We start from the raw sequence: 21,413 nt of genomic DNA, 5'->3' as shown, positions 1-21,413 counted from the left end.
CCGGCGACCTCCAAGTTCTGGCTGCCGCCGAAGCGGGGCCGTCAGCTGAGTTCGTCAGTCCGGACATCCATCTGGTGCCGGAGGACGTGTGCGGCTTCCTTCGCCTCCCGGGCCTGCCGGTCGTACCGCTCGGCGATCCGCTGGCTGCCGCGCTCGCGGGCCCGGGAAGCCAACCGGCTGCACAGCGCCACCTTCTCCTCGAGCGCGCGAAGTGCGGTCCAGAACGCGTGATCCACCGCGGAACGCTGGGCCTCGAGCAGCGCTTCGGCGGTCCAGGCGTGCCCGACCCGGCAGCGGTACCGGTCGCCGGCGTCGATGTCCGCGAGCACGCCGTGACAGTCGGGGCACGCGAACTCGGACGGTTCGCCCACGGCTTCCGCTCCCGTCTCGGCGGGTCTCGCGCCCGCGATCTCGTTCTCCCACCGCAGCAGCGCCGGCGCCGGTCCGAAGGCGGTCTCGACCTGCTCGGCGGTGATTTTGGCGAGCACCTCGCCGATGTCGGCCGCGGCGGCCACGTGGTCGGCGGTGAGCGCCCGCAGCGCGTGCTCGGGCATGCTGCGGTACAGCGCGTCCCGGGGGTCCTGCACCACCACGCGGCCACCCTGGCCGGCGATCGCGTGCAATCCCGCCACGCCGTCGTCCAGAAGGCCGCTCAGCAGCACCCCGGTCACCGCGGCACCCTTCGCGATCGCCGCCGAGCGGAACAAGGCGTTGATCGCGGGCCGGTGCCCGTTCTCGGTCGGCCCGCGGGAGAGCGCCACGGCACCGTCGGCCACAAGCAGGTGGTGGTCCGGCCGTGCCACGTAGACGCGCCCGTGTTCCAGCGGTTCGCCGTTCCGCGCCGCTCGCGCCGGCAAGGGTCCCGCGCGGCCGAGGATGGCGGGCAGTGCGCTGGTGCCCCCGGCCGGCATGTGCAGCACGACGAGCACGCTGGCCGGCAGATCAGCCGGCAGTCCGGCCACCATGGCCCGCAGAGCTTCGACCCCGCCGGCCGATGCGCCGACGACGACCACATCGCGCGGTCGAGGTGTCATGGATGCCTCCTTCTGCCCACGAGTACCCGCGCAGCCGCGAATGAACCACGGCCGTCCCTCACCCGCGAGGAAGAGGAGACACCGCCGTCGCCGCGAGGCAGACGGGAACCTGGCCCTCGAGGCCGCTCACTCGAACAGCCGCGGTCTGAACAGTCACCTCTTGAGCCAAGGAATGCAACGGCGTCAGGTCCGGGAGCTCACCGGCTTTCATAGCGGAAACGATGTATGCGAGCAGGTCGACGCCCTACGCTGGTGCGGATGAGGGGAAAGATCGTTTTCGACGCGCGACTGAGGACGACGAGTTCGGCGGAGTCCTTGCCCTGGCTGGCCGGGACGGTGACGTTGTTACGAATAGGTGCGGACGGCTTGGTCACCCAGGCCAAGACTGACGCCGCGAAGCGCGCGATGCTCGGTGCCGCCGAAGAGAGTGACCTGCTGATCGTGGCTTGGCCAGGTGAGTGGAGCCAGGATCTCGTCGTCGTCGACGACCTGCCGGCAGCCAGACTCGCTGTCGGTCTCCCACGCCGTAGGGTGGTTCCCGCCGTGACGGCTAACGAGCACCCTGAACCTTCCTTGGGTACCGGCTGGTCCTCCGCCGAGTCGCAAGGTCTGTGGGGCGCCTGGCCGCGTTGCCGGGTCTGCCGGAAGAAGGAAAGCAGCAACTCGTCGACAAAGCCGCTCAGTGGATATCCTCGCGGGGGATCAAGCCGCTGCTCGCTCGAACGGACCTCGACAACGAGACGCGGCAGAGACTGCTGGCCGGTGTGGAGTCGTGGGACGCCGCGGATCTCGTCGCTGCCGACTGCTGCACTGCCGCGGCAGGCTCTCGAACTGCTGAACCGGTTTCCCGCCAAGGCAAGCGTTCTCGGAGCCGCGCTACAGCGGCCCGAGATCTCGCAGACAGCCATGCGCGAGGTCGCCACGCTGTCCTACGACGACGCCGCGAAGCTTTGGTGGGATGCCAAGAACTGGCCCGCTCAGACGAAAACGCAACTCGCCGCGACCATCCTCGACGTGGTGCTCGGTTCGCAGCCGCCGGAACCCCCGTCCGAAGTCCCGGGCCGGCGGGATCGGCACACCTCGGAGATGCTGCTCAGAGACCTGATCGCCGAGCAGCCGTCCGATCGGCGCGAGGAACTGCTGTCCCACCCCGAACTGGGTTCACGGATCAGGCGCGCGTTTCTCGCCGCCGACGAACTCACCGACACCGAACTACTTCAGTGCCTGCCGGAATTGAAGACCGCGGAGGCCACTGATGTGCTCGCTTGTCTGAAGCGGTTTCCACGACTCACGCAGCTTGCGCGAGACGAGGTGGGCGACGTGATCGCCGACATGATCGCCGGCGGATGGGATCCGGTGCGGATCGCCCACACGGGCGAGTGGGCCGATCTCGTAGCAGTCGCCAAGGCGACCACCACTTCCGCGTGCGTCGATGCTTTGGTGACCACCGCCGTAGACGCCCGACCTCGACAGCAGGTCTCGTACTACCAGCTCGTCGATGCGATCGTGGCAAACCCCGCGGCATCGACGGCGCAGCTCCGTCGCCTGCTCGAACACCTACCGGACGATCACCTCCATGACATCGAGGAGCCACTGCCCGCCCGCAGCCGCACACGTCGTCTGTGCGCCGAGGTGCTCACCGCCCGGCAATCACGTACAGTCCCTGCAGCCAAGCCAGCGCCAGCCACGGAAAACCTGCCGACGGACGAGGAACTCTCGGCGATGGCAGACCCGTGGCGGCGCTTGCCGACCTGCTCCGCGATCGGGGCCGAGAGCGGGACTCAATCGTCGCTCACGCCCTCAGCTCCGCCCATATGACCGACGACCTCGCCTGGCGCATGCCCGTGCGCGAACTCGAGCGCCATCCCGTGTACGGGCCGCGGCTCGCGGCGAAAGTCGCCGAAATCTGCGGTGATTCACCCGACCGATGGCGGGCGTTCGCCGCAGCATGGGGAACGCAGACACAACTCCTCACCACGACCTTGTTCAAACGGATCGAAGCGGCGCGCGGCGACTAACCCATGAGCTTCCGACTTGTCCGGACATCTTGATCTGAGGCGTCCGAACAACCGGAAGATCGTCCCAGGCCGACGAGTGGCTACCAGTGAACCCAGATGGACGTCCGTGCCAGCATGCCAGACCGCATCCTCCACACTCGATGAACACTGAACGAGACCGGCACCGAGTCGTTCCGGCTGCGCACCACTAAACGCCGCCGCGCCAACCGAGCCAGCTGAAGTGGATTCCCTCGCCAAGCTTGCTACCCCACGTGTCAGTCACGCATGCCGTTTCTCTCAAGCGGATACTGCCAGTCGAGCGGCAAGCGGTCGCTGGGCGGGGTTCCGGCAACCTCGAACAGGGTGCGTTCGTAACGGCCGCCGAAATCGACGCGAGTGATGTCCGACCATGCCCATTTCCGTGAGCGGTCCCACCATTCGGCGTTCGGGTCCACTTCAAGGAGACGAAGCGATCGGCGCCCGAACTTGACCGGAATCCCGATAAAGCAGACATCCGGTTCGCGACCTTCGATGTGAATCGTGATGGTCGGATACTCCCGAGCCGCAGACCGGACCAGCGGGACCAGATCGTCGAGCGAGATCGTTGCGGCGGGCGGCGCCGGTGGCCACTCGTCGTGCAGACGCAGGGCACGCTCAACGAACTCACGGGAACCCCTGCGCGTCTTGACTCGCGCGATATCAGCGATCGGAACGGCCACGAAGCCGTCGACAACGACACTCGCATCCAGGACCGCGACCAGAACCCATCGCTCGCCCACGTCCACGACATAGCCCTCGACGGGGTCCGCGTCACCCAGCACACGCGAAACCCGCACGAGCTCATACGAAGCCTGCGCCCGCTTCAGGCGTTCCACGAACGATCCCACAGCACCGATCATGTCCGACAAACCGCGTCAGGGCGACCTCTTTTCCTGCGGCTGCCCATCACAACGATCCGTTCAGGACACATCACACGGAGAATCACGCAGCCACCCGACTGGGGAATTTCAGAGAGCAGGACTGGCCCTAATCACAGAGCGCCATCAGTCGATCGAGGTCTCGGCCCAGCGTCGAGGTCGAACACCAGCCGATGCGGCGGCCGCCGTCCGCCGTTCGGGTCGATCTGCCATTGCGGGACGTGCAGCTCGAGCGCGTGGCCATGTTCGTCTGCCCACACCAGCGCCGGCAACTCGTGCGGCACTCTTGATCTTGTCCGGAAACGATCGGTCAACGGACAAGGTGTGTCTTCACTCGTGCGGCGGCCAGGTCAGAGTCGGAGAGCTGTTCGCACGAGGTCCGCGACCGGACGGGAACGGCTGTGCGGTGGCCAGGCGATCACCGTGGTGATCGTTGGTGCGTCGGCCACCGGTACGGCGACCACGTCGTCGCGCAGCTGGGAGCGGCAGGAGTCGGGCGACACCATCAAGCTCCGGCCGAGAGAGATCAGCTGCAGGAGCTGGGTGTGGTTCTGGACCTCGGGGCCGGGACCGGCAGGGTAGCTGCCGTCGGGCCGTGGCCAGCGAGGTAGGGGCAGGTCCGGTACGTCGGCCAGGTCATTGAGCGTCAGGTGCTCGCGGGTGGTCAGGACATGCCCGGCCGGGAGGATCGCGACCTGTCCTTCGGTGCGGAGCTCCTCGATGTCGAAGTGTGCCGTGTCGTCGTACGGCTGGTGCAGTATCGCCACATCCGCGCGGCCGGTGCGCAGCAGCCGTGTCTGCTCTCCCGGGCCGCAGAGCGTCACGTCGACGCGGATCGACCCAGGTTCGGCGGCATAGGCGTCGAGCAGTTTCGCCAGCAGCTCGCTGGAGGCGCCGGCTTTGGTGGCCAGGACGATGCTGGGATGGTCGACGGTGGCGTGGGCCGCGCGCCGAGTGCGATGCTCGGTGGCCTCGACCGCGTCCAAAGCCACCCGTGCTTCGTGGAGCATGACCTCGCCGGCCTCGGTCAGCGTCACCGAGCGGCTGGTGCGCTGCAACAGCGCTACGCCCAGGCGGCGTTCGAGTTGACTGATCGCGCGTGACAGCGGTGGCTGCGCCATGCCCAGGCGCTGTGCTGCCCGGCCGAAATGCAACTCCTCCGCGACGGCGACGAAGTACCGCAGCTCCCGGGTCTCCACATCCCCGAGTGTACGCACGGGAGATCACTCATCAATACTGCTGAGGTATCGCCGCTGACCCGGATGGTCTTGGACCTGCCGACCCGCTGATCGCATGATCGATGACATGAGTGAAGCGAAGATCGCCCTGGTCACCGGGGCGAACAAGGGCATCGGGTACGAGATCACCGCCGGCCTGGGAGCGCTGGGCTACCGCGTGGGTGTCGGTGCCCGCGACAAGAACCGGCGGGACGACGCGGTGGCTCGGCTGCGTGACAGCGGCGTCGACGCCTTCGGTGTCCCACTGGACGTCACCGACGACCACAGCGTCTCCACAGCCGCGGAACTGATCGCCCACCACGGCGGACGTCTGGACGCCCTGGTCAACAACGCGGGCATCACCGGCGGCCACCCACAGCAGCCGAGCAGCGTCGATCCGGCCGTGATCCGCACGGTCGTGGAGACCAACGTCATCGGCGTCGTCCGGGTCACCAACGCGATGCTGCCGCTGCTGCGCCGCTCGCCGTCGCCGCGGATCGTGAACATGTCCAGCAGCGTCGGGTCCCTGACCCGCCAGTCCGGCCCCGGCAGTGAGACCACCACCGGCCCGGTCGCGGTCGCCTACGCACCGTCCAAGACGTTCCTGAACGCGGTCACCCTGCAGTACGTGAAGGAACTGGCCGGCACGAACATCCTCATCAACTGCGCGTGCCCGGGCTTCGTCGCCACCGACCTCAACGGATTCCGCGGCATCCGCACCCCGCAGCAGGGCGCGGCGACCGCGATCCGCCTGGCCACCCTGCCCGACGGCGGCCCCACGGGCGGGTTCTTCGAGGACGCCGGCGTCGTCTCCTGGTAGGCCACGCGACCCGTCATCCAGTACCCCCTGAAAGAAAGAAAAACATGAAAATCGCGATCCTCGGCACCGGCAAGGTCGGCTCTGCACTCGGGTCACGGCTGGCGGCTGCCGGTCACCACGTGACCTACGGGTCGCGCACCCGCGCCGGTGAGCCAGGAATAGCCGGTCAGCGCGAGGCCGTCGCCTCCGCCGACGTGGTCATCACCGCCATTCCCGGCACCGCCGTGCTCAGCACTCTGGAAGAGATCGGCGAAGAGGTCCTGGGCGACAAGATCGTGCTCGACCCCTCGGCCGCCTTCACACCGCAGATGACGATGGCCTACCCCGGCGACAGCGTCGCCCGGCAGCTCCAGGCGCGATTCCCGCGAGCACGGGTCGTGAAGGCGCTCAACACCATGAACGTCACCATCATGGTCGACCCGCTCGCCTCGCTACCGCACGCGACTGTCTTCATCAGTGGCGACGACCGCGCGGCCAAGACCGAGGTCACGGCTCTGCTCAACGATCTTGGCTGGTCCGGCGACGGCATCTTCGACCTGGGCGGCGTCGACACCGCGCTGGCCACCGAGCACGTCGCCCCGCTGTTCTTCGCGACCGTCAGGGTCCTGGGCAGCCCCAAGTTCAACATCTCCCTCTCCCGATGACCGACCCGCAGCCGGCTCAGCGGCTGCGGGAGCCGGGCGAGCGCCTCCTCAACACGCCACATCCAGGAGAGTCACCGTGAACACCCCCTTCACCGAAGCCGCCGGCCTGCCCGTCAACGCCGCCCAGCCGGTCGTCACCTTCACCCCCGTGACATTGACCGTTCCCGGCCGGCCCGCGCCGTTGGAGATCAAGGTCTCCGCACCGGTCGGCGGGGAGGGCCTGCCCGTCATCCTGCTGTCCCACGGCCACGGCGCCTCGAACTTCCTCGCCTCGTTCCACGGGTACGGACCCCTCGCGAACTTCTGGGCTGCGCACGGATTCGTCGTCCTGCAACCCACCCACCTGGACTTCCCCGGCCTGGGCCTGCGCGACGACGTCACCGCAGGTGGCCCGCTGTTCTGGCGTTCCCGCGTGGAAGACATGCGCTTCGTCCTCGACCACCTCGACGACATCGAGACGATCGTGCCCGGACTGGCCGGACGGCTGGACCGGACCCGGATCGCAGCGGTGGGCCATTCGCTGGGCGGTCACACCGTCGGCATGCTGTGCGGCATGGCGGTCACCGACCCCCTCGACGGGACCGTCCTCGATTTGCGCGACGACCGTATCGCCGCCGGCGTCATCATGGCCGGCCCCGGCACCGGCGACGGTCTCGCGAGGACGGCCGCCGAACGGTTCCCCGCCCTCACGACCACCAGCTTCACCACGATGACCACACAGGCCCTCGTCGTCGTCGGCAACGAGGACCACAACCCGATGTTCAGCGACCGGCAGGATTGGCGTGCGGACGCGTACCACCGCAGCCCGGGACGGAACAAGACGCTACTCACCCTGCAGGGTGCCGGACACATGCTCGGCGGGGTCTCCGGGTACGACGCCGGCGAAACCACCGACGAGAACCCCGAACGCGTCGCCGCCGTCCGCGCCCTCATCTGGGCCTACCTGCGCAGTGCCCTGAACCCAGGCGACCCGGCCTGGGCCGATGCCGCAGCTGCCCTGGCCGCACAGCCCGCGGCCGCGGGCCGCATCCAGACCAGGAACGACGTCGTCAACTAGCATGCGCCGCCGGCGCAAAGCTCGTCGCCTTCGGCGGCCAGTAACGGCGCGAGCGTGTCGTCGGCCACCACAGCGGCGGCCAGCTCGGCTACGGATTCGAGGACGCCTGGCCGGACCTGGGCCAGCGACCGCGTCTCCCCCAGCGCTTCCGCTTCAGTGTCGCAGGTGAGGAAACCGAACGTCTCCGACGGCGACGGTCCCAGCACCGCCCGCCTCCAAGTGCCGGGATGTCCACCGAGGTCAATGTCACTTCGCCGGCCCCGTGCACTCGCTCGACCACCCAGGACGGCAAGCAGCGACTCCACCCCTGGGTAGTCCGCAGAACCCCCGAAAGGACGGTCACCGACCCGGCGAAGGACAGGTCAGCCGGCGACCTGCCCTGGCTGTGACCTGCCCAAAAGCCGTTTCCCGCCCGCTGAGACACTCGCTCGGCGTGGCCGCTATGGCCCCCGAGCCCATCCCGGGCTTACCGGGAGCCCACCCAAGATCAAATCGAGGCTTGCAAGATCGACAAGCAAGGACATCCCCGCAGGTCAGCGAGGATGTTGATCAAGTGGGCCGCCTGGGGCTCGAACCCAGAACCTACGGTTCAGCCGTCAGGCAATTGCGTCCTCCAGGAACACCGGCCGTCGCCTGTCTTCATCTGCAAACTTAACGAGTGCAAATTTGCGTGGTCTGTGGACTTTTGCCATTTATGATCATTGAATTCCGGGAGTAAACCGGCCGGATGATCTTGCCGCCGTCGAGTCTAGCCAATCTCCTGCGCCCCGTCATCCGTCGTCCGACAGGACCGATGAAGTGCAACACCTGATGCCGCAGTCAGCACCGAACTAGCGTCGTCAACTCGCTGATACCAGACAGTCAGGCATGGTCACATGCCTCCAGAGACGAAGAGGAGTCAGACCCGAACACTCCCCGACGATGCATTCTCCACCGGAAGATCGTCGGCAAACTCGACATCCTTCATATGCAGGAGACCTAGCACGTGCGGCTCGACTCCTACACGCCTAGTGGCGTCTGCAATTGCTTCTCTCGCAAAGGGAAACAGCGCAAATAGAGCCACTTCCTTAACAAAACGATTCACCAGCTCATGCGAGTAGCGAACGCCCTCCGGTTTTTTGAAAAATACTGCAATATCAGCGCGCACCTCAACTTCACTTGAGGTCAATTCAGTTCTTGTTCGCACACCGAGGGTTTCACTTTTCACCTGCACGCGAATTCGCATATCGACAGGGCGATCTTCGGATTCGTCGACCTCCTTGAGCTTGAAGCCGTCCCGAGCACGCGCACTTATCTCGTAACAGCGAACACTCGTCAGATCGACCTCTTCCAGCATTCTAGGAAAATCGTCAACCACATCTTCAGGCACTGCGCGTCTCGCTCCCCTGATCCCACTTGATCACTCGTAAACGCCGATTATCAGATCGAGCCTGATGCACCGTTACAGGAGAGGTGGTACTACGTGCGCGAACGTGCGCAGTCTCTTCCCAGCCCTGGTTGCTCGGTGCAGCCACGGCCATCAGGCGAAGCGAGGCACCGACCGCACGCGCGTAACGCTGGAGTGTAGTCACATGTGGATCTGTCGAAGTTCGCTCAAGATCGGACACAGCCGACTGGGTGGTCCCCATGCTCTTAGCCACCTCAGCCTGGCTGATGTTGTTGTCCTTGCGGAGCTGATACAGGCAGCGCATGAAGTTGGCGAGGTTGGCGTCGTCTTCGCGCGCCGCACCGACCTCAGGGGCGTCTGGATCGATGCCGAGGAGTCTGAGCAAGTCGCCGGCCATGTCATCCTCTTCCACTTGTCGATGCCTGTATTGTGTATCGGCGCAGACCGATATCGCAACAGGCGCGCATATCGTTACATCCTGGCATCCCAGTCAGCGAGACGCTTACGCGCCTTCTTGATCGCTCGGGGTATCGTCCGATCCTTCTTCTGGGCGAAGTGCAAGGCCAGCAGGACTAGACCTCCGTCACGCTTGGTGAAGAAGAGCCGCCACTCGTTGTGTTGAACACTGAGCCTGGCTTCGTACAGGCCGTCGCCGAGGTACTTGACGTCGCGAGGCAGGGTGTTCCCGGTTCGTATGCGCTCCTGGAGGGCGTCTAACTTCGTTGCAAGGTTCACGTCGTGCCCCAGCTCCGACGCAATCTCCCCCAGAACAACCTCTCCGCCACCCGGCGTGGTGTAGTACGCCCACTCGGGCTCTTGCACGCTGCCTCCATGCCGCAGTTCAGTGGCCGAGGCCGTAACCCTACGTTACGAGATATGCGAGGGGAACACGCCAAAACGGTGAAGCCGGGCGCGCAGACAAGTTGACCGAAACCTGTCCTTTTTTTGTCAAGAAGTGGGGGGCCTTACGGCATCTCGTCGACCTGGCGAAGCCCGATCACGTCACGTCAAGGGGGCTTGCACTACCCAACCGCAGCATTCCGCGAGTCCGCCCCCTTGACGTGACGTGATAGCCCTCGGGGAGGTCGACGAGATGCCGTTTGGCCGCACACGGACCGCAAGCTCCGCTCCCAGCCGGCCATCTCGGAGACCTGCCCGTCCGGCGAGGACATCCCTTGATCAGTGAACCTGTTCGCGGCCCCTCCGGCGGGTGGTCGCTGGGCTGCTTTTCCGCGGGCGACCGCCGGGGACCGGGCGCCAGCCCGCACGCCCCGGCGGGGGCTTGCCCGCGGGTCAAACACCGTGCTCAGCGGCCCCGGAGGGGCCGCCTTGAACAAGTAAGGAAACTCTGAACACGGCGTCCGTGGCGACGGGACTCGCGACGCTCAGACGTCGAAGTGGACGACGGCGATCGACTTGTCATCGTGCCGTTTGGCACGTGGAAGGCTTCGGCCCTCGGGATCAACTTCGTGCTCCCAACGGTGGAGGCGCCGCAGCAGCTCGGCAAGCTCGACTGAGGTCCAATCCGCAAAACGGCTCCACTCCCCCGGGTCGACTGCTTCGAGCGGCTCGTATGCGCCATCGGTCGCGGTGATCACCCACGACGCCATGCCGATCGGCAGACTTCGCGTGATGGCATGGTGCGCCGCCGCAGGGTCGGCCTCCGCGATCCAGTAGCCACCGTCGCGATTTCTCCACTCCGCTTGCTGCTCCTGCAGCTCCCGAAGGAGCGCCTTATGGTGGTCGTCGTAACCTCCGCCTGCGGCGAGTCGATCTCGGTAGCGTGTTCGCGGCTCGAGTCCGAGCGCATCCAGGCGTGTGTCACACACTTCGCCCGCCGGGCTCGCAATGAGGTTGTCGCCAAGTACGAGCAAGTCGACGCTCTCGCCAGACTGTCGGACGATGCTGACCGTGCTGGACGGAGCGTTTCCAGCACGTAGGTCTAGGGACTTTGCCGACCACGCGATCGCCTCTTCGAGCAGCTTCACGAGGTCCGCGGCCGGCTGGTCGGCCAGTTCTTCCCGAAGATGGCTGCCTAACGTCTCCGCGTAGACCGCGGCTGGCACAGGAACCGGCTTGAAAGCCGAAGCCCCGTCCAACATGATCAGGGCGTTGTCACTGCTAAAGATCCGATCGTCGCCGCGGCGGCCGCCTGAAAGTTGAGCTGTCGCTAGCTTCACTGAATCACCACTTGAACGGGCCTGCTACGAGCTCACTGGCTGTGATCGTCAACCCCTTGTAGGTTGCCCGAACGATCAACGAGCAACCTTCCGTGCCGGCACTGGCAAAGATCTCGCCGAGGTGGCCGGTCAGGAAGTGCGTAGCACCGAGCGAGCCGATGCCATGAATGCCGGCAATGTGAACGATGACTCGACCGTCGATAACGTGACGGCTGACGTACGCGATGTCCCCATCTTGGCGGTCTACCTCGTCCGCTGGTGAACCAAACCGTTCCCCTGACGCCTCGTGCGTGATCCACCAGCGTCCATCAGCTTCGACCATGCTCAGGGTCGGGTCAGCGTCGAGCAGCGCCGCACCGATAGGCGCCGACTTCGGGCCACAGACGACGATCGCGTCGCCGGCGGGCACTTTCTCAAGGTCAGGTTCGATCTGAAACCGACTGACCGTCAGGGAGAGGTTCCCGAGCAGCAGTTCAAGTTGCTCACCTGTCTGGGCGTCCTCCGCGGCGATCAAGGGCCTCTCACGGTCTGTCGTCTGGTAGCGGTACGGCACACCGATGCTGACCGGCCCAACCCCGAAGAACGCGCGCTCCGGTCGCGGCGCAGAACTTCGAATCTGCGTCACCCGTCCCTTGGTGATCCCGAGCGAAGCGGCGATCTCGGTGTAGCTCAATCCGAGTTGTTGGTGGGCTTCCTCGATGGCTGCCTTGCGCAGGCGGGCAAGTTCTGTCGCGCGCTGCTGGTACACCGTGAGCAGGGAAGATGCGCGCTTGCCGCGCCGCAGGGGGTCGGGGTCCCGCCGGACGCTTTCGAACTCGTCTTCGCTCGCCACCATGAAGAGTTTAGACCCCCTTGACAGGTCTGGCGAGGGGGGCGTACGTTGATGTTTACCCCCACTAAACGACAGCCAACGGAAGAGTTCGCCCAAGGTGTTTAGGGGGTATATACACCCGGCGGACGGATCGGATCGACATGAAGAACATCCCGGTGAACCTGTCGGGCTACCGCCTCACCGTCTCGGAGAACCCCGAGATGAAGACGCGTAAGGAGAACGGCGTCGACACCGTCGTCACCGACCGCGACGGCGTCACCAAGTACACGGTGGCGCTGATGGTGAAGGCCAAGGGCCAGAAGGGCGAGGAGATCCGCGTGACGCTGGACTCCGACCCGGGCGAGGGCTTCTCGGAGGACGAGATGACCCGGGTCGAGCTGATCGACCCGCGGGTAACGCCGTACTCGTTCAAGAACGAGCGGGGCGAGACCGTCTCGGGCGTCGCCTGGGGCGCGGCCGGCATGAAGCCGCTCGTCGCCTGATCACCCTCCACTAGCACAACCACTCCCGCCCGTTCGGGCACGCAATCCTGTTCATTGACAAATGCATAGTGAGCCCAACCATGCCCAAATCACGCCTGTCACGGCTACGCGACGGTGATTTCCGGCCCCATTTCGCCGGAAGTCGCCGGGCATATCCGTCACCGACGAAACGGAGCACACCCATGGACGAGGACGAGTTCTACGCGGCCCAGCTCAGCGCCTGGCCGTGGCTGCACCTCTCCGAGTGAAGGGAAGAAAAATCATGGATTCGAGCACGGTAAGCGCAGCGTTCTCCCGCGAGGTGGACGCGATCGTGGACGCTCTCCGGGCAGCCGCCACCAGGGTGAACGCCCTCAGGACGGACGAATTCGCGGAAGTCGACGGACGTCTTCGCAGCGTGGTGCGCGCACTGTTCACCGAAGCCGGGGCTTTGAAATCGCTCGACTTCATGCAACAGGACGTCTACCAGCCCGAAACAAACGAGTAGGAGAAATCGGAATGCACATCACGCAGATCAAAGGCCTTTCCTCGTACGACCCTCACGGCCCGAAGCGGGGTTCCTGAGACCAAGCACGTGTGTTCCGCGAGTTTCTGGCTTTCCCCCACCCGTATCGCGACCTGCACTGTCTGCGGTCACCAATGGCAAATGTGAGGTACGCCGAATGTCGAATGTCGCAACGCTGACGTTTTACCCCCTGTGGCTGACCCTCGTCGGCTGCCTGGCCCTCGCCAGCCCGCTCGCCGCGGGTGCCGCGCTGCTGCTCGGCTTGGCCGCCATGGTCGGCACCCGGACCCGGCAGAGCGCGTGATGACCGCCGAACCGCTCGACCTGTTCGGCAACGAGCTAGCCACGCCCGTTCCCGTAGAGACTGGCCGGCCGACGGTGAACGACATGGACTTGATCGAAAAGGTGCTCCAGGTTGCCGAGAACACCGGATACGTGCTGGTCGGCCCCGCGGAGCGGGTCTACCGGCTGGTGGCGAACAAGACGATCGAGACCGCCCCCATGGTTGAGGCGGACGCGGTGCACCAACTGCTCGACTCGAAGTGGCTGACGAAAGGAGGCACCCACACCTACACCTGCTACGGGCACTCCGGCCCTGGTAACTCGGTCCTCGTGCCGAAGACGACGAAGAACAAGGCCCGCATGTGGCGGTCCCTCGCGAGCCGCCCGACCACTACCAACCGGCGAAAGGTGAGCTGATGACTTCCCAGACGATCAACAACCACAACAGGGCCAAGTACACCGAGTTCGAGTTCGCCCTCGATCAGGTCCGCGTGGCCTTCGACGAGATCGGCAAACTCGCCAAGGGCCTCAACGAGGGCAAGACGACCGGTGAGCGGTTCGAGGGCTGGCAGGTCCCGAGCAAAACCGAGGTCAAGTCCGCGGTCACCGGAGCGTCCATGGCGCTGGACGAACTGCGCACCGCCGCCACCAAGCGCAAGGCCGAGTTGATCTCCCGGGGCTGGCGGCCCTGATGTCGGACGCCGCCGAAGCCCACATCACTGCGGAACGGTCGGTGTGGACGGGGCAGGTCACCGCCCTGTGTGGCGCGACTGCCGAATACGGCGACTACGACATGTTCTACCTGTTCCCGGTCGGGCCGTTGTGCCCGGAATGTCGACGCATCCGCGACGACCACTGACCCACTGGCCCCGCTGTCCGAAGGAGACATCCGTGAGCACCAACCAGATCGACGCCAAGATCACCGAGTTGGACAAGGCGATGAAGAAGATGCGGGAGGCCATGCTCGCCCTGCCCAACCGACTCGGGGGCTTCGGCAAGCAACACACCGACGCCGCCCGCAAGGTCGCCACCATGATCACCACAGTGGAGGCCGCCCGCCCGCTGTTCGACACCGACCGCCGCCGGCCGAAAGCCCGCCGCTGACCGGCACACACCTGTAACACCCGCTGAGTGACACCGCACCTGGACGTTGTTGGGCCGTGGCCCCACCGTCCAGACGCGTGCGCAGGGCCACGGCCCGGGACGTCCCCAAATCACGGAGACGACCCCCATGGCACGCAAGAACAAGACCACCACGACCCGCCCGGGTGTCCACAAGACCCGGCCCGAGAAGAAGGTAGCGCTGTGGCTGGCCCGCCACCCCGGCGTCCTGGCCACCCCGACCGCCGTCACCACGAGCCTGATCGAGCTGGGACCGATCACCACGGGCAGCATCGCCAGCGGGCTGCTCGCCGCCGGGGCCGGCTGGTACCGCGCTCACCCCGATAGCTTCTCCCGGATCGCATCCCCGCGGATCCGCGCGTTCCGTCGCCGCTGGACCCGCTACATCGGCCGGTCCTGGCGAGACTCGCTGGACCACTGCGGCCTGACCGTCCAGCACCGCCGCACCGGCGAACTCCTGGTGCCGCGCCTGGCGAAGGTGTACTCGCCCACCCCGTCGATCGACGTCCTGCGCGTGGTGATCCGCAAGGGCCAGTCCCTGACCACCTTCCGCAACGCACAGGAAGAACTGGCGTCCGCGCTCGGGGCCGACGTGATCGCGATCGAGAAGACCAAGCCCCGCGTCCTGACCATCACCCTCGTGCACGGCAACCCGTTCGACGGCGTCGTCCCGCCGGCGGAGATCCCCGGCGACGTCGAGGAGGTCGACCTGACCGCCATCGAACTCGGGGACGACGAGTACGGGCGGGTGTGGACCGAACCCCTGCTCGGACAGCACTGGCTGATCGCCGGCGCGACCGGGTCGGGCAAAGGATCGCTGTTGTGGAACCCACTGCGGGCAATGGGACCGGCCATCCGTGACGGCGTCGTCCGACTGTGGGTGATCGACCCCAAGGGCGGCATGGAAACCGAACGCGGCAAGCCGCTGTTCCACCGCTACGCCACCTCCGCCGACGAGGACACCGAGTACGACCCCGACGGCGACGGCCCCGAAGACGTCGACGCGATGCTCGGGCTGCTGTACGGGTTCCGCGACGAGATGAAAGCTCGCCAGGAACTGCTGCGCAGTGAGGGCAAGCGCAAGTTCACCCCGTCGACCGAGACCCCGTTCGAGGTGCTCGTGATCGACGAACTCGCGATGCTTACCGCGCTCGGGGGCCGACGCGCCACGCTGATGGCGGTCAACAAGGTCTTGGCCGAGATCCTCACCCAGGGCCGCGCCCCGGGCTACTCGGTGATGGCGTTCGTCCAGGAACCCACCAAGGACATCGTCCCGGTCCGGGACCTGTTCACCCGCCGGTTCTGCCTACGCATCGGATCCGCGGCCTACGTCGACATGGTGCTCGGGGAAGCCGCCCGCGAACGCGGCGGACTGGCTGACGAGATCCCCGAAACCGAATGCGAAGGCATCGGCTACCGCACCTCGGAGAAGTCCCGCCAGCCGATCCGGGTCCGCGCCGGCTACAGCGACGACGAGGACATCGACGAACTCGTCACCCTGTGCAGCCCGCGCCACCCCGGAGACCAGGACGGCCCCGCCCTCTACGCCATCCCCGCCTGAACCCTCCCGAAAGGACCCGATCATGACTGCTGCGCTCGTTCCGCTAACCGGGGTCGCCAAGCTCGCCGCGGTCGCCGTCGCCTACGTCCGCGACACCCCCGCCCCCGAACCGGTCCATCTCTCCCTCGACCCCGGTTTTCACCGGGTCGACGTTCAGCCGGACATCCCCCGGGCCGACCCGGTCGGTGTGCTCGGGGCGCTGCTGATCTGGACGCACCGGCTCACCGGCGTCACCGGCGAGTGGTGGCACACCCCCGGTGGCGAGCTCCACATCACCCTCACCGGTCGCGGCCCGTGCGGAGTCTCCTTCCTCGTCTACAGCTCGATCCCCTACCGCACCGCCCGCCGGCACGTCGCCCTCGCCGCCAGCGCCCGTGAATCCGTCACCCCGGACGAGCTGTACCGGCTCGCCCTCGAACTCCGCAAAGGACAGACCAAATGATCACGCTCAAGTTCCTCGGCACCTGGCTCAAGATCACCGGCCTGGCCGTGCTCGCCTTCATCGTGCAGGCGGTGTTCCTCACCGGCCCGCTGTGGCACCTCATCGCCACGCTCGCGATCGCCTTGGTCTACCTCGGACTCAGTACTGCGTTGTGGCGCGAATGGGCGGCCATCCGCCGCGGTGACGGCGCCTACAGCTACCAGTACATCCACTTCACCCGCGACGAATAGTCGGCTATGTCGACTCCCCTGGAAGACCTCTTCGACGAGGCACTGGACCACCTCGACACCGCCATGACCCTTCTCGGCACGCACCACGTCACCCGGGCCACCTGCCCGGACGGTATCCCGCCCGCCTTCTGGGACGACTACATCACCCGGATGCGGACCGCGATGACGAAAGCCAACGTAGCGACGAGCGAGGCAGTCAAAACCCTTCAAAACTTCGAGTCCGAAGCCGACGTGTACGTCCTCGCTCACCGCTACCACCACCAGTGAACAGGAGAACCATCGAATGGAGGGACACGCAACCACACCGGCCCCGATTCCGTCTCCCGGTGCCGACGTCTGGCACTCCGCAGTGTCCACTCTGGAAGACGGACTCGGGATCTACCCGCTCGGCTCCCTGGACGGGGTGCGGTTCTGCCGGGCCACTGTGGACAACACCGCGGTGTCCGGTACCGCCACCAATGTGCTGCTGCGCGTCACCCGCACCATCCCCGGCCGCGGTCTCCAGTCCTGGGAGATCTCTATGCCGCCGGCGTTCGCTCGCTACCTCGCCGCCGCCCTGGACGCCCACGCCCGCTACATCCAAACCGCACCGGAAGGAACACGCTGATGCGTGCCCCCACGCTCAAGCTGACCGCACTCGCCCGCTTACAGGACGAGGTCGACGCGCAAGCCCGGAAGGTGTTTAACCCGGACGGGACCCGCAACCGTCAAGTTTTGCTCGAACTCTCCGACCTGGCCAGCGAAATCGTCCGCATCTGCGAGGAGGGATCAGCGGAGATGTGTCGGTTGGCCAACGCGGCCTATGACCTGGCCATGACCAAGTAGCACCGATCGGCATGTGTGGAGTCCTCGTGACGCTCCGTTGGCCGAGATCTCCGCCGTGCCACGCGCGCCCCGCGTGTCCTCTTGGCCCCCTCTGCTCGTCCGACTTCCCCGCCACCCTCGATCGCGGCCTGACCACAAAGGAATGATTATGTCCGAATTGGACTTCAACTCCTTCACCACGAACGCCCGCCCGCTCGTCAACGAGTTCTTCGACCTGCACCGACGCGAACAGGCCAAGCGCAACGGAGAGATGTGGTTCCAGCACGAAGAACTGGCGGACATGTCCGATGAGATCGCCAAGTGGTTCGAGTTCTACATGGAGGTCTTCCGCCGCAACGCCACGCGCTTCCGCACCGGCCACAACTGACACCCCGGAAAGGATGCCCCGCCATGATCATCGACAAGCTGACCGCGGCCCTGCGCGTGCTGATCACCGTGGCACTCGGTGGCATCGGCGGGGCCGCCGGCTTCACCCACACCCACGACTGGGCCATCCACCACGGACAACACGGCTGGCTCGCCTGGGCCGACGCCGTGGTCATCGAATGCCTCGCCATCGTCGCCGGCTTCGAAGTCGCCCGCGACCACCACCGCGGCACCACCCGCCGCATCACCTTCCCCCTCGTCGTCCTCGTCGCGGCCCTCGGGGTCCAGATGGCCGCACAGGTTGCCCTCGCCGAACCCAGCCCCGCCGGCTGGCTCGTGGCCGCCATGCCCGCCCTCGGGTTCCTCGTGGTCGTCAAGCTCCTCATGCGCCGCACCCTCGAACCCACTCCGGCACCCGTCACCACCACAGCGCCGGAACCGACCCCCGCCGCCCCTGAGCCGGCGACTCCGGCACGTCCAGCCCCGCCACGAGGGAAGGTGCTCGGGAAGCTCCCCGCCGGCATCCGCGACACCATCACGGCCACCACCGCCGACGTCCACGCGGCCGGCCGCCAGGTCACCGCCGACGACCTATCCGCCCGGGTCGCCCTCCCCGACGCCATGCTCACCGCCCTGGTAGACGAGCTGAACACCACCGTCAACCACCACCCGGTCACCGCCTGACCGCTACCTGCACGACACCGCACCTTCGCCGGGCCACCCCACGAGCTGCACCGGGGTGGCCCGGCCTCGTGGTGCCCGCACGAAAGAGGCCAGCATGATCACCGAGCACGACGGGTCCTCACTGGCTACCCGCATCACCACCCACCTCGCCCGCCCCGACATCCGCGCCATCCGCGCTCGCGCCGAAGCCACCGGCGGATGCCTCCAACCCGTTCACCTCACCGGCCACCGCACCATCACCGACCGCACCACCGGCCGGATCCTCGACCGCACCGCCGGCGTCGTCTACGCCCCGTGCGGCAACCGCCGCGAGTCGGTATGCCCGGCCTGCTCCGACCGCTACGCCGCGGACGCCTTCCACCTCATCCGCGCCGGCATGACCGGCGGCAAAACCATCCCCGAGACCGTCGCCAACCGGCCCCGCCTGTTCCTCACCCTCACCGCACCCAGCTTCGGCCCCGTCCACTCCCGCCGCACCACCCGGACTGGCCGCCGCATCCCCTGCGCCTGCGGAGAGCACCACCACGAGGCAGACACCCGCGTGGGGACCGCACTGAACCCGGAAACCTACGACTACCGCGGGGCGGTGCTGTGGCAGGGCAACGCCGGGGACCTGTGGCACGCCTTCACCGTCCGCCTGCGCCGGGAGATCGCCACCGCCGCCGGCTACCGCGCCAAAGACTTCCCCGCCATCGCTCGGCTGTCCTACGCCAAGGTCGCCGAATACCAGCGACGCGGCCTCATCCACTTCCACGCCGTCATCCGCCTGGACGGCCCCGACGGGCCTCACGACCCCGCACCCGGGTGGGCCGACAACCGGTTCCTCGAACGCGCCGTCCGTGCCGCCGCCGCGCACACCCGCCTTACCCGCCACTACATGATCGACAAGGTCATCGGCCAGCACACCTTCACCTGGGGCAAACAGGTCGACGTCCGTCCTATCCGCCCCGCGCACGCCGTGGCCATCGAAGACGACGGCGAGATCTCCGACCGCGCCCTCGCCGGGTATATCGCCAAGTACGCCACCAAGGGCACGTCCACCAGCGAAGTCCCTGACCGACCCGTCCGGTCCGAACTCGCCATCGCTGCGCTCGACGTCCACCCGCACCACCGGCGCATGATCACCACTGCATGGGATCTCGGGGGCAACGGCGACCTGGCGTTCCTGCGCAAGTGGGCGCACATGCTCGGGTTCCGTGGCCACTTCCTCACCAAGTCACAGCGCTACTCGATCACCTTCACCGCCCTGCGCGGGGACCGCCGTACCCACCAGCACCTGGCCACCCTCGAAGCCGCCGGCACCCACCCCGACGCCGTGCTCGTGGTCAACCACTGGGCCTACACCGGCAACGGCTACCGCCACCACGAAGAACGCGAGATCGCCGAAGCCATCTACGAAGGAAAACGCCAGCAACGCAAGGAAAAACTCACCACGGAGGTACAGCAATGAGCACCCGCCTGATGTCCATTGAGGACCTGTCCACTCACCTCGGAGTCCCGATCAACACCCTCTACAAGTGGCGCACCAAGGGCTACGGCCCCGCCGGCCGCCGTGTCGGCAAGTACGTCCGCTACCGCCCCGAGGACGTCGACGCCTGGATCGAAGCCCAGGGCACCGCCTGATGGGCCGCCCACCTCTGCCGATCGGTACCCACGGCAAGATCCGCACCACCGAGGAGGCTCCGGGGAGCTTCCGCGCTCGGTGCCTCTACCGCGACTTCGACGGCAAGACGTACGAGGTCGCACGATTCGGCTCGACCGCCACGAAAGCGGAGATCCGGCTAAAGGAAGCCATTCGCGACTGGGTAGCCCCGGTAGACGCCAAGCAGGAAGTCACCTCGGAGACCAGGCTGACCGAAGTCGGACGGAAGTGGCTTCTCGAACTCGAAAAGGATGCCGAGAAGAACTACAAGAGCTGGGGCACGATCGATACCTACCGGAACCGGTTCGAGACGATCGTCGTGCCGGCTGTTGGCGAGTTGCGGATGCGGGAGGTTGACAACCCGAAGGTGGGCGTGCCGGCGTTCGACCGCCTGTGTCGGCGCGTCCGCGACGAGTCCAGCATCAGCTCAGCGAAGACGGTTCGCGCCATCCTGTCTGGGCTCTCAGCGTTCGCCGTCCGCCAGGGCGCCCTGGACTCGAACCCCGTACGGGAGATCGGCCGCTTGGAGAGCAAGAAGGCCAAGCACCAACGCGCGAAGCCCCGGGCTCTCACCGCCGACGAGGCGATCGACTTGCTGAGCAAGCTGGACACCGACCAATCGGCCATTGCGGACGACCTGCCGGACCTGGCGCGTTTGTTCCTCGCCACGGGCGAACGGACCGGCGAAGGGCTCGCGGCGCACTGGCCGGACTTCGACGAGGAACGCCGATTGCTGGTCATGGCCGGGAACGTCATTCGCGCGAAGGGCCGCGGCAAAGTCCTCAACCGCGGCAAGACCCTGAACGCGGACCGCGACATCCCCTTGCCGGACTGGTGCGTTGCGATGCTGGTTCAGCGCCGGGCGTCCGCGAAGAACCTCACTGGACCGATCTTCCCCAGCAGCACCGGCACGGTCCGCGAAGCGTCCAACGTGCGCAACCGCGCCTGGCGCCCGTTCGTTGTTCGCGCCGGCTACGAGTGGGTGACCTTCCGGACCTTCCGCAAGACCGTCGCCACCCTGCTCGACGACGCCGGCCTGACCGCTCGTCAGATCGCGGACATCCTCGGGCACGCGCACCCGTCGATGACTCAGGACGTGTACATGGGGCGCGGGACGGCCAGCCGTCGCGGTGCGGATGCGCTCGGATCAAGCCTGGGGCCAGGCCAGTAAACCGGGTGTATTCCGG

General features: G+C 66.5%; 32 protein-coding genes. 23 read left to right on the top strand and 9 right to left on the bottom strand.

Features of this window, described 5'->3' with window-relative positions:
• Nucleotides 1–41: 41 nt before the first annotated feature.
• Nucleotides 42–1,034 (bottom strand): chemotaxis protein CheB, encoded by a 993-nt coding sequence (locus tag AB0F15_RS00370; RefSeq protein ID WP_360262916.1) that lies wholly within the window; start codon nt 1,032–1,034, stop codon nt 42–44.
• A gap of 258 nt (nt 1,035–1,292) precedes the next feature.
• Here AB0F15_RS00370 and AB0F15_RS00365 point away from each other — a divergent pair, with 258 nt between their 5' ends.
• Together AB0F15_RS00365 and AB0F15_RS00360 are read left to right on the top strand one after the other, a co-directional pair.
• Nucleotides 1,293–2,852: a hypothetical protein gene (locus tag AB0F15_RS00365; RefSeq protein WP_360262914.1), complete on the top strand. Its 1,560-nt coding sequence runs from the start codon at nt 1,293–1,295 to the stop codon at nt 2,850–2,852.
• Nucleotides 2,849–3,052, top strand: a complete 204-nt coding sequence (locus AB0F15_RS00360; RefSeq protein WP_360262912.1) for a hypothetical protein — start codon at nt 2,849–2,851, stop codon at nt 3,050–3,052. The genes AB0F15_RS00365 and AB0F15_RS00360 overlap by 4 nt, the downstream gene beginning before the upstream one ends.
• A gap of 254 nt (nt 3,053–3,306) precedes the next feature.
• On the opposite strand, the gene AB0F15_RS00355 is transcribed toward AB0F15_RS00360, so the two are convergent.
• Both AB0F15_RS00355 and AB0F15_RS00350 read right to left on the bottom strand, forming a co-directional pair.
• Nucleotides 3,307–3,918 carry a hypothetical protein gene (locus AB0F15_RS00355; protein ID WP_360262910.1) on the bottom strand — a complete coding sequence of 204 codons (612 nt, stop codon included), beginning with the start codon at nt 3,916–3,918 and terminating at the stop codon, nt 3,307–3,309.
• Between the two features lie 380 nt (nt 3,919–4,298).
• The gene (locus AB0F15_RS00350; RefSeq protein ID WP_360262908.1) at nt 4,299–5,147 is read right to left on the bottom strand and encodes a LysR family transcriptional regulator; all 849 of its coding nucleotides are present in this window, start codon (nt 5,145–5,147) and stop codon (nt 4,299–4,301) included.
• 106 nt (nt 5,148–5,253) lie between these two features.
• Between AB0F15_RS00350 and AB0F15_RS00345 the strand changes: the two genes are divergently transcribed.
• The 3 genes from AB0F15_RS00345 to AB0F15_RS00335 all read left to right on the top strand — a co-directional run bounded on the left by AB0F15_RS00345 (nt 5,254) and on the right by AB0F15_RS00335 (nt 7,686).
• On the top strand, nt 5,254–5,985 hold the full coding sequence (locus tag AB0F15_RS00345; protein ID WP_360262906.1) for an SDR family oxidoreductase: 732 nt from the start codon (nt 5,254–5,256) through the stop codon (nt 5,983–5,985).
• Nucleotides 5,868–6,629, top strand: coding sequence for an NAD(P)-binding domain-containing protein (locus AB0F15_RS00340; RefSeq protein ID WP_360263823.1), 762 nt, complete (start codon nt 5,868–5,870; stop codon nt 6,627–6,629). Before AB0F15_RS00345 ends, AB0F15_RS00340 begins: the two co-directional genes overlap by 118 nt.
• 76 nt (nt 6,630–6,705) lie before the next feature.
• Complete coding sequence (locus AB0F15_RS00335) at nt 6,706–7,686, top strand: chlorophyllase (RefSeq protein ID WP_360262905.1); 981 nt, start codon at nt 6,706–6,708, stop codon at nt 7,684–7,686.
• Here the strand turns inward: AB0F15_RS00335 and AB0F15_RS00330 are convergent.
• The 6 genes from AB0F15_RS00330 to AB0F15_RS00305 form a co-directional block, all read right to left on the bottom strand.
• Nucleotides 7,683–7,892: a hypothetical protein gene (locus AB0F15_RS00330; RefSeq protein ID WP_360262902.1), complete on the bottom strand. Its 210-nt coding sequence runs from the start codon at nt 7,890–7,892 to the stop codon at nt 7,683–7,685. The genes AB0F15_RS00335 and AB0F15_RS00330 overlap by 4 nt on opposite strands.
• Nucleotides 7,893–8,584: 692 nt before the next feature.
• Entirely contained in the window at nt 8,585–9,055 is a 471-nt protein-coding gene (locus AB0F15_RS00325; protein WP_360262900.1) for a hypothetical protein, read from the bottom strand.
• Nucleotides 9,048–9,485, bottom strand: coding sequence for a helix-turn-helix transcriptional regulator (locus AB0F15_RS00320; protein WP_360262898.1), 438 nt, complete (start codon nt 9,483–9,485; stop codon nt 9,048–9,050). Before AB0F15_RS00320 ends, AB0F15_RS00325 begins: the two co-directional genes overlap by 8 nt.
• 59 nt (nt 9,486–9,544) lie before the next feature.
• Nucleotides 9,545–9,895, bottom strand: a complete 351-nt coding sequence (locus AB0F15_RS00315; RefSeq protein ID WP_360262896.1) for a type II toxin-antitoxin system RelE/ParE family toxin — start codon at nt 9,893–9,895, stop codon at nt 9,545–9,547.
• A gap of 563 nt (nt 9,896–10,458) precedes the next feature.
• Nucleotides 10,459–11,253 carry a hypothetical protein gene (locus AB0F15_RS00310; RefSeq protein ID WP_360262894.1) on the bottom strand — a complete coding sequence of 265 codons (795 nt, stop codon included), beginning with the start codon at nt 11,251–11,253 and terminating at the stop codon, nt 10,459–10,461.
• Nucleotides 11,254–11,257: 4 nt separating this feature from the next.
• Nucleotides 11,258–12,088 (bottom strand): hypothetical protein, encoded by an 831-nt coding sequence (locus AB0F15_RS00305; protein WP_360262892.1) that lies wholly within the window; start codon nt 12,086–12,088, stop codon nt 11,258–11,260.
• A 137-nt stretch (nt 12,089–12,225) separates the two neighbouring features.
• On the opposite strand from AB0F15_RS00305, the gene AB0F15_RS00300 reads away from it, so the two are divergent.
• The 18 genes from AB0F15_RS00300 (at nt 12,226) to AB0F15_RS00215 (ending at nt 21,397) form a co-directional block, all read left to right on the top strand.
• The gene (locus AB0F15_RS00300; protein WP_360262890.1) at nt 12,226–12,567 is read left to right on the top strand and encodes a hypothetical protein; all 342 of its coding nucleotides are present in this window, start codon (nt 12,226–12,228) and stop codon (nt 12,565–12,567) included.
• A 262-nt stretch (nt 12,568–12,829) separates the two neighbouring features.
• Nucleotides 12,830–13,054 (top strand): hypothetical protein, encoded by a 225-nt coding sequence (locus AB0F15_RS00295; RefSeq protein WP_360262888.1) that lies wholly within the window; start codon nt 12,830–12,832, stop codon nt 13,052–13,054.
• 175 nt (nt 13,055–13,229) lie between these two features.
• Nucleotides 13,230–13,376, top strand: coding sequence for a hypothetical protein (locus tag AB0F15_RS00290; protein WP_360262886.1), 147 nt, complete (start codon nt 13,230–13,232; stop codon nt 13,374–13,376).
• Nucleotides 13,376–13,771, top strand: a complete 396-nt coding sequence (locus AB0F15_RS00285; protein ID WP_360262884.1) for a hypothetical protein — start codon at nt 13,376–13,378, stop codon at nt 13,769–13,771. The genes AB0F15_RS00290 and AB0F15_RS00285 overlap by 1 nt, the downstream gene beginning before the upstream one ends.
• The gene (locus AB0F15_RS00280; RefSeq protein WP_360262882.1) at nt 13,771–14,046 is read left to right on the top strand and encodes a hypothetical protein; all 276 of its coding nucleotides are present in this window, start codon (nt 13,771–13,773) and stop codon (nt 14,044–14,046) included. The genes AB0F15_RS00285 and AB0F15_RS00280 overlap by 1 nt, the downstream gene beginning before the upstream one ends.
• Nucleotides 14,046–14,213 (top strand): hypothetical protein, encoded by a 168-nt coding sequence (locus AB0F15_RS00275; RefSeq protein WP_360262880.1) that lies wholly within the window; start codon nt 14,046–14,048, stop codon nt 14,211–14,213. The genes AB0F15_RS00280 and AB0F15_RS00275 overlap by 1 nt, the downstream gene beginning before the upstream one ends.
• 32 nt (nt 14,214–14,245) lie before the next feature.
• Nucleotides 14,246–14,458, top strand: a complete 213-nt coding sequence (locus tag AB0F15_RS00270) for a hypothetical protein (protein ID WP_360262878.1) — start codon at nt 14,246–14,248, stop codon at nt 14,456–14,458.
• Between the two features lie 127 nt (nt 14,459–14,585).
• Nucleotides 14,586–16,037: an FtsK/SpoIIIE domain-containing protein gene (locus tag AB0F15_RS00265; RefSeq protein WP_360262876.1), complete on the top strand. Its 1,452-nt coding sequence runs from the start codon at nt 14,586–14,588 to the stop codon at nt 16,035–16,037.
• Nucleotides 16,038–16,059: 22 nt separating this feature from the next.
• Nucleotides 16,060–16,479, top strand: coding sequence for a hypothetical protein (locus AB0F15_RS00260; RefSeq protein WP_360262873.1), 420 nt, complete (start codon nt 16,060–16,062; stop codon nt 16,477–16,479).
• On the top strand, nt 16,476–16,709 hold the full coding sequence (locus AB0F15_RS00255; RefSeq protein ID WP_360262871.1) for a hypothetical protein: 234 nt from the start codon (nt 16,476–16,478) through the stop codon (nt 16,707–16,709). The genes AB0F15_RS00260 and AB0F15_RS00255 overlap by 4 nt, the downstream gene beginning before the upstream one ends.
• 6 nt (nt 16,710–16,715) lie before the next feature.
• Complete coding sequence (locus AB0F15_RS00250) at nt 16,716–16,976, top strand: hypothetical protein (protein ID WP_360262869.1); 261 nt, start codon at nt 16,716–16,718, stop codon at nt 16,974–16,976.
• Nucleotides 16,977–17,058: 82 nt separating this feature from the next.
• Nucleotides 17,059–17,316 carry a hypothetical protein gene (locus AB0F15_RS00245; protein WP_360262867.1) on the top strand — a complete coding sequence of 86 codons (258 nt, stop codon included), beginning with the start codon at nt 17,059–17,061 and terminating at the stop codon, nt 17,314–17,316.
• A complete protein-coding gene (locus tag AB0F15_RS00240) occupies nt 17,316–17,534 on the top strand; it encodes a hypothetical protein (RefSeq protein ID WP_360262865.1) in 219 nt (72 codons plus the stop codon). Before AB0F15_RS00245 ends, AB0F15_RS00240 begins: the two co-directional genes overlap by 1 nt.
• 148 nt (nt 17,535–17,682) lie before the next feature.
• Complete coding sequence (locus tag AB0F15_RS00235) at nt 17,683–17,901, top strand: hypothetical protein (RefSeq protein ID WP_360262863.1); 219 nt, start codon at nt 17,683–17,685, stop codon at nt 17,899–17,901.
• Between the two features lie 23 nt (nt 17,902–17,924).
• Nucleotides 17,925–18,584, top strand: a complete 660-nt coding sequence (locus AB0F15_RS00230; RefSeq protein ID WP_360262861.1) for a DUF2637 domain-containing protein — start codon at nt 17,925–17,927, stop codon at nt 18,582–18,584.
• 94 nt (nt 18,585–18,678) lie between these two features.
• The gene (locus AB0F15_RS00225) at nt 18,679–20,034 is read left to right on the top strand and encodes a replication initiator (RefSeq protein WP_360262859.1); all 1,356 of its coding nucleotides are present in this window, start codon (nt 18,679–18,681) and stop codon (nt 20,032–20,034) included.
• Nucleotides 20,031–20,207, top strand: coding sequence for a helix-turn-helix domain-containing protein (locus AB0F15_RS00220; RefSeq protein WP_360262857.1), 177 nt, complete (start codon nt 20,031–20,033; stop codon nt 20,205–20,207). The genes AB0F15_RS00225 and AB0F15_RS00220 overlap by 4 nt, the downstream gene beginning before the upstream one ends.
• Nucleotides 20,207–21,397: a site-specific integrase gene (locus tag AB0F15_RS00215; protein WP_360262855.1), complete on the top strand. Its 1,191-nt coding sequence runs from the start codon at nt 20,207–20,209 to the stop codon at nt 21,395–21,397. The genes AB0F15_RS00220 and AB0F15_RS00215 overlap by 1 nt, the downstream gene beginning before the upstream one ends.
• Nucleotides 21,398–21,413 lie beyond the last annotated feature (16 nt).

This window comes from Amycolatopsis sp. NPDC026612 (assembly GCF_040638285.1).
Classification (GTDB): Bacteria; Actinomycetota; Actinomycetes; order Mycobacteriales; family Pseudonocardiaceae; genus Amycolatopsis.
The sequence above is the reverse complement of the archived record's forward strand: the minus strand, read 5'-3'. Positions and strand labels throughout refer to the sequence as shown.

Bases quoted from the DNA above. Each gene is read 5' to 3' on its own strand.
- AB0F15_RS00370 (WP_360262916.1), bottom strand. From the start codon at position 1,034: ATGACACCTCGACCGCGCGATGTGGTCGTCGTCGGCGCATCGGCCGGC.
- AB0F15_RS00365 (WP_360262914.1), top strand. From the start codon at position 1,293: ATGAGGGGAAAGATCGTTTTCGACGCGCGACTGAGGACGACGAGTTCG.
- AB0F15_RS00360 (WP_360262912.1), top strand. From the start codon at position 2,849: ATGACCGACGACCTCGCCTGGCGCATGCCCGTGCGCGAACTCGAGCGC.
- AB0F15_RS00345 (WP_360262906.1), top strand. From the start codon at position 5,254: ATGAGTGAAGCGAAGATCGCCCTGGTCACCGGGGCGAACAAGGGCATC.
- AB0F15_RS00305 (WP_360262892.1), bottom strand. From the start codon at position 12,088: ATGGTGGCGAGCGAAGACGAGTTCGAAAGCGTCCGGCGGGACCCCGAC.
- AB0F15_RS00300 (WP_360262890.1), top strand. From the start codon at position 12,226: ATGAAGAACATCCCGGTGAACCTGTCGGGCTACCGCCTCACCGTCTCG.
- AB0F15_RS00295 (WP_360262888.1), top strand. From the start codon at position 12,830: ATGGATTCGAGCACGGTAAGCGCAGCGTTCTCCCGCGAGGTGGACGCG.
- AB0F15_RS00290 (WP_360262886.1), top strand. From the start codon at position 13,230: ATGTCGAATGTCGCAACGCTGACGTTTTACCCCCTGTGGCTGACCCTC.
- AB0F15_RS00285 (WP_360262884.1), top strand. From the start codon at position 13,376: ATGACCGCCGAACCGCTCGACCTGTTCGGCAACGAGCTAGCCACGCCC.
- AB0F15_RS00280 (WP_360262882.1), top strand. From the start codon at position 13,771: ATGACTTCCCAGACGATCAACAACCACAACAGGGCCAAGTACACCGAG.
- AB0F15_RS00275 (WP_360262880.1), top strand. From the start codon at position 14,046: ATGTCGGACGCCGCCGAAGCCCACATCACTGCGGAACGGTCGGTGTGG.
- AB0F15_RS00265 (WP_360262876.1), top strand. From the start codon at position 14,586: ATGGCACGCAAGAACAAGACCACCACGACCCGCCCGGGTGTCCACAAG.
- AB0F15_RS00260 (WP_360262873.1), top strand. From the start codon at position 16,060: ATGACTGCTGCGCTCGTTCCGCTAACCGGGGTCGCCAAGCTCGCCGCG.
- AB0F15_RS00255 (WP_360262871.1), top strand. From the start codon at position 16,476: ATGATCACGCTCAAGTTCCTCGGCACCTGGCTCAAGATCACCGGCCTG.
- AB0F15_RS00250 (WP_360262869.1), top strand. From the start codon at position 16,716: ATGTCGACTCCCCTGGAAGACCTCTTCGACGAGGCACTGGACCACCTC.
- AB0F15_RS00240 (WP_360262865.1), top strand. From the start codon at position 17,316: ATGCGTGCCCCCACGCTCAAGCTGACCGCACTCGCCCGCTTACAGGAC.
- AB0F15_RS00235 (WP_360262863.1), top strand. From the start codon at position 17,683: ATGTCCGAATTGGACTTCAACTCCTTCACCACGAACGCCCGCCCGCTC.
- AB0F15_RS00230 (WP_360262861.1), top strand. From the start codon at position 17,925: ATGATCATCGACAAGCTGACCGCGGCCCTGCGCGTGCTGATCACCGTG.
- AB0F15_RS00225 (WP_360262859.1), top strand. From the start codon at position 18,679: ATGATCACCGAGCACGACGGGTCCTCACTGGCTACCCGCATCACCACC.
- AB0F15_RS00220 (WP_360262857.1), top strand. From the start codon at position 20,031: ATGAGCACCCGCCTGATGTCCATTGAGGACCTGTCCACTCACCTCGGA.
- AB0F15_RS00215 (WP_360262855.1), top strand. From the start codon at position 20,207: ATGGGCCGCCCACCTCTGCCGATCGGTACCCACGGCAAGATCCGCACC.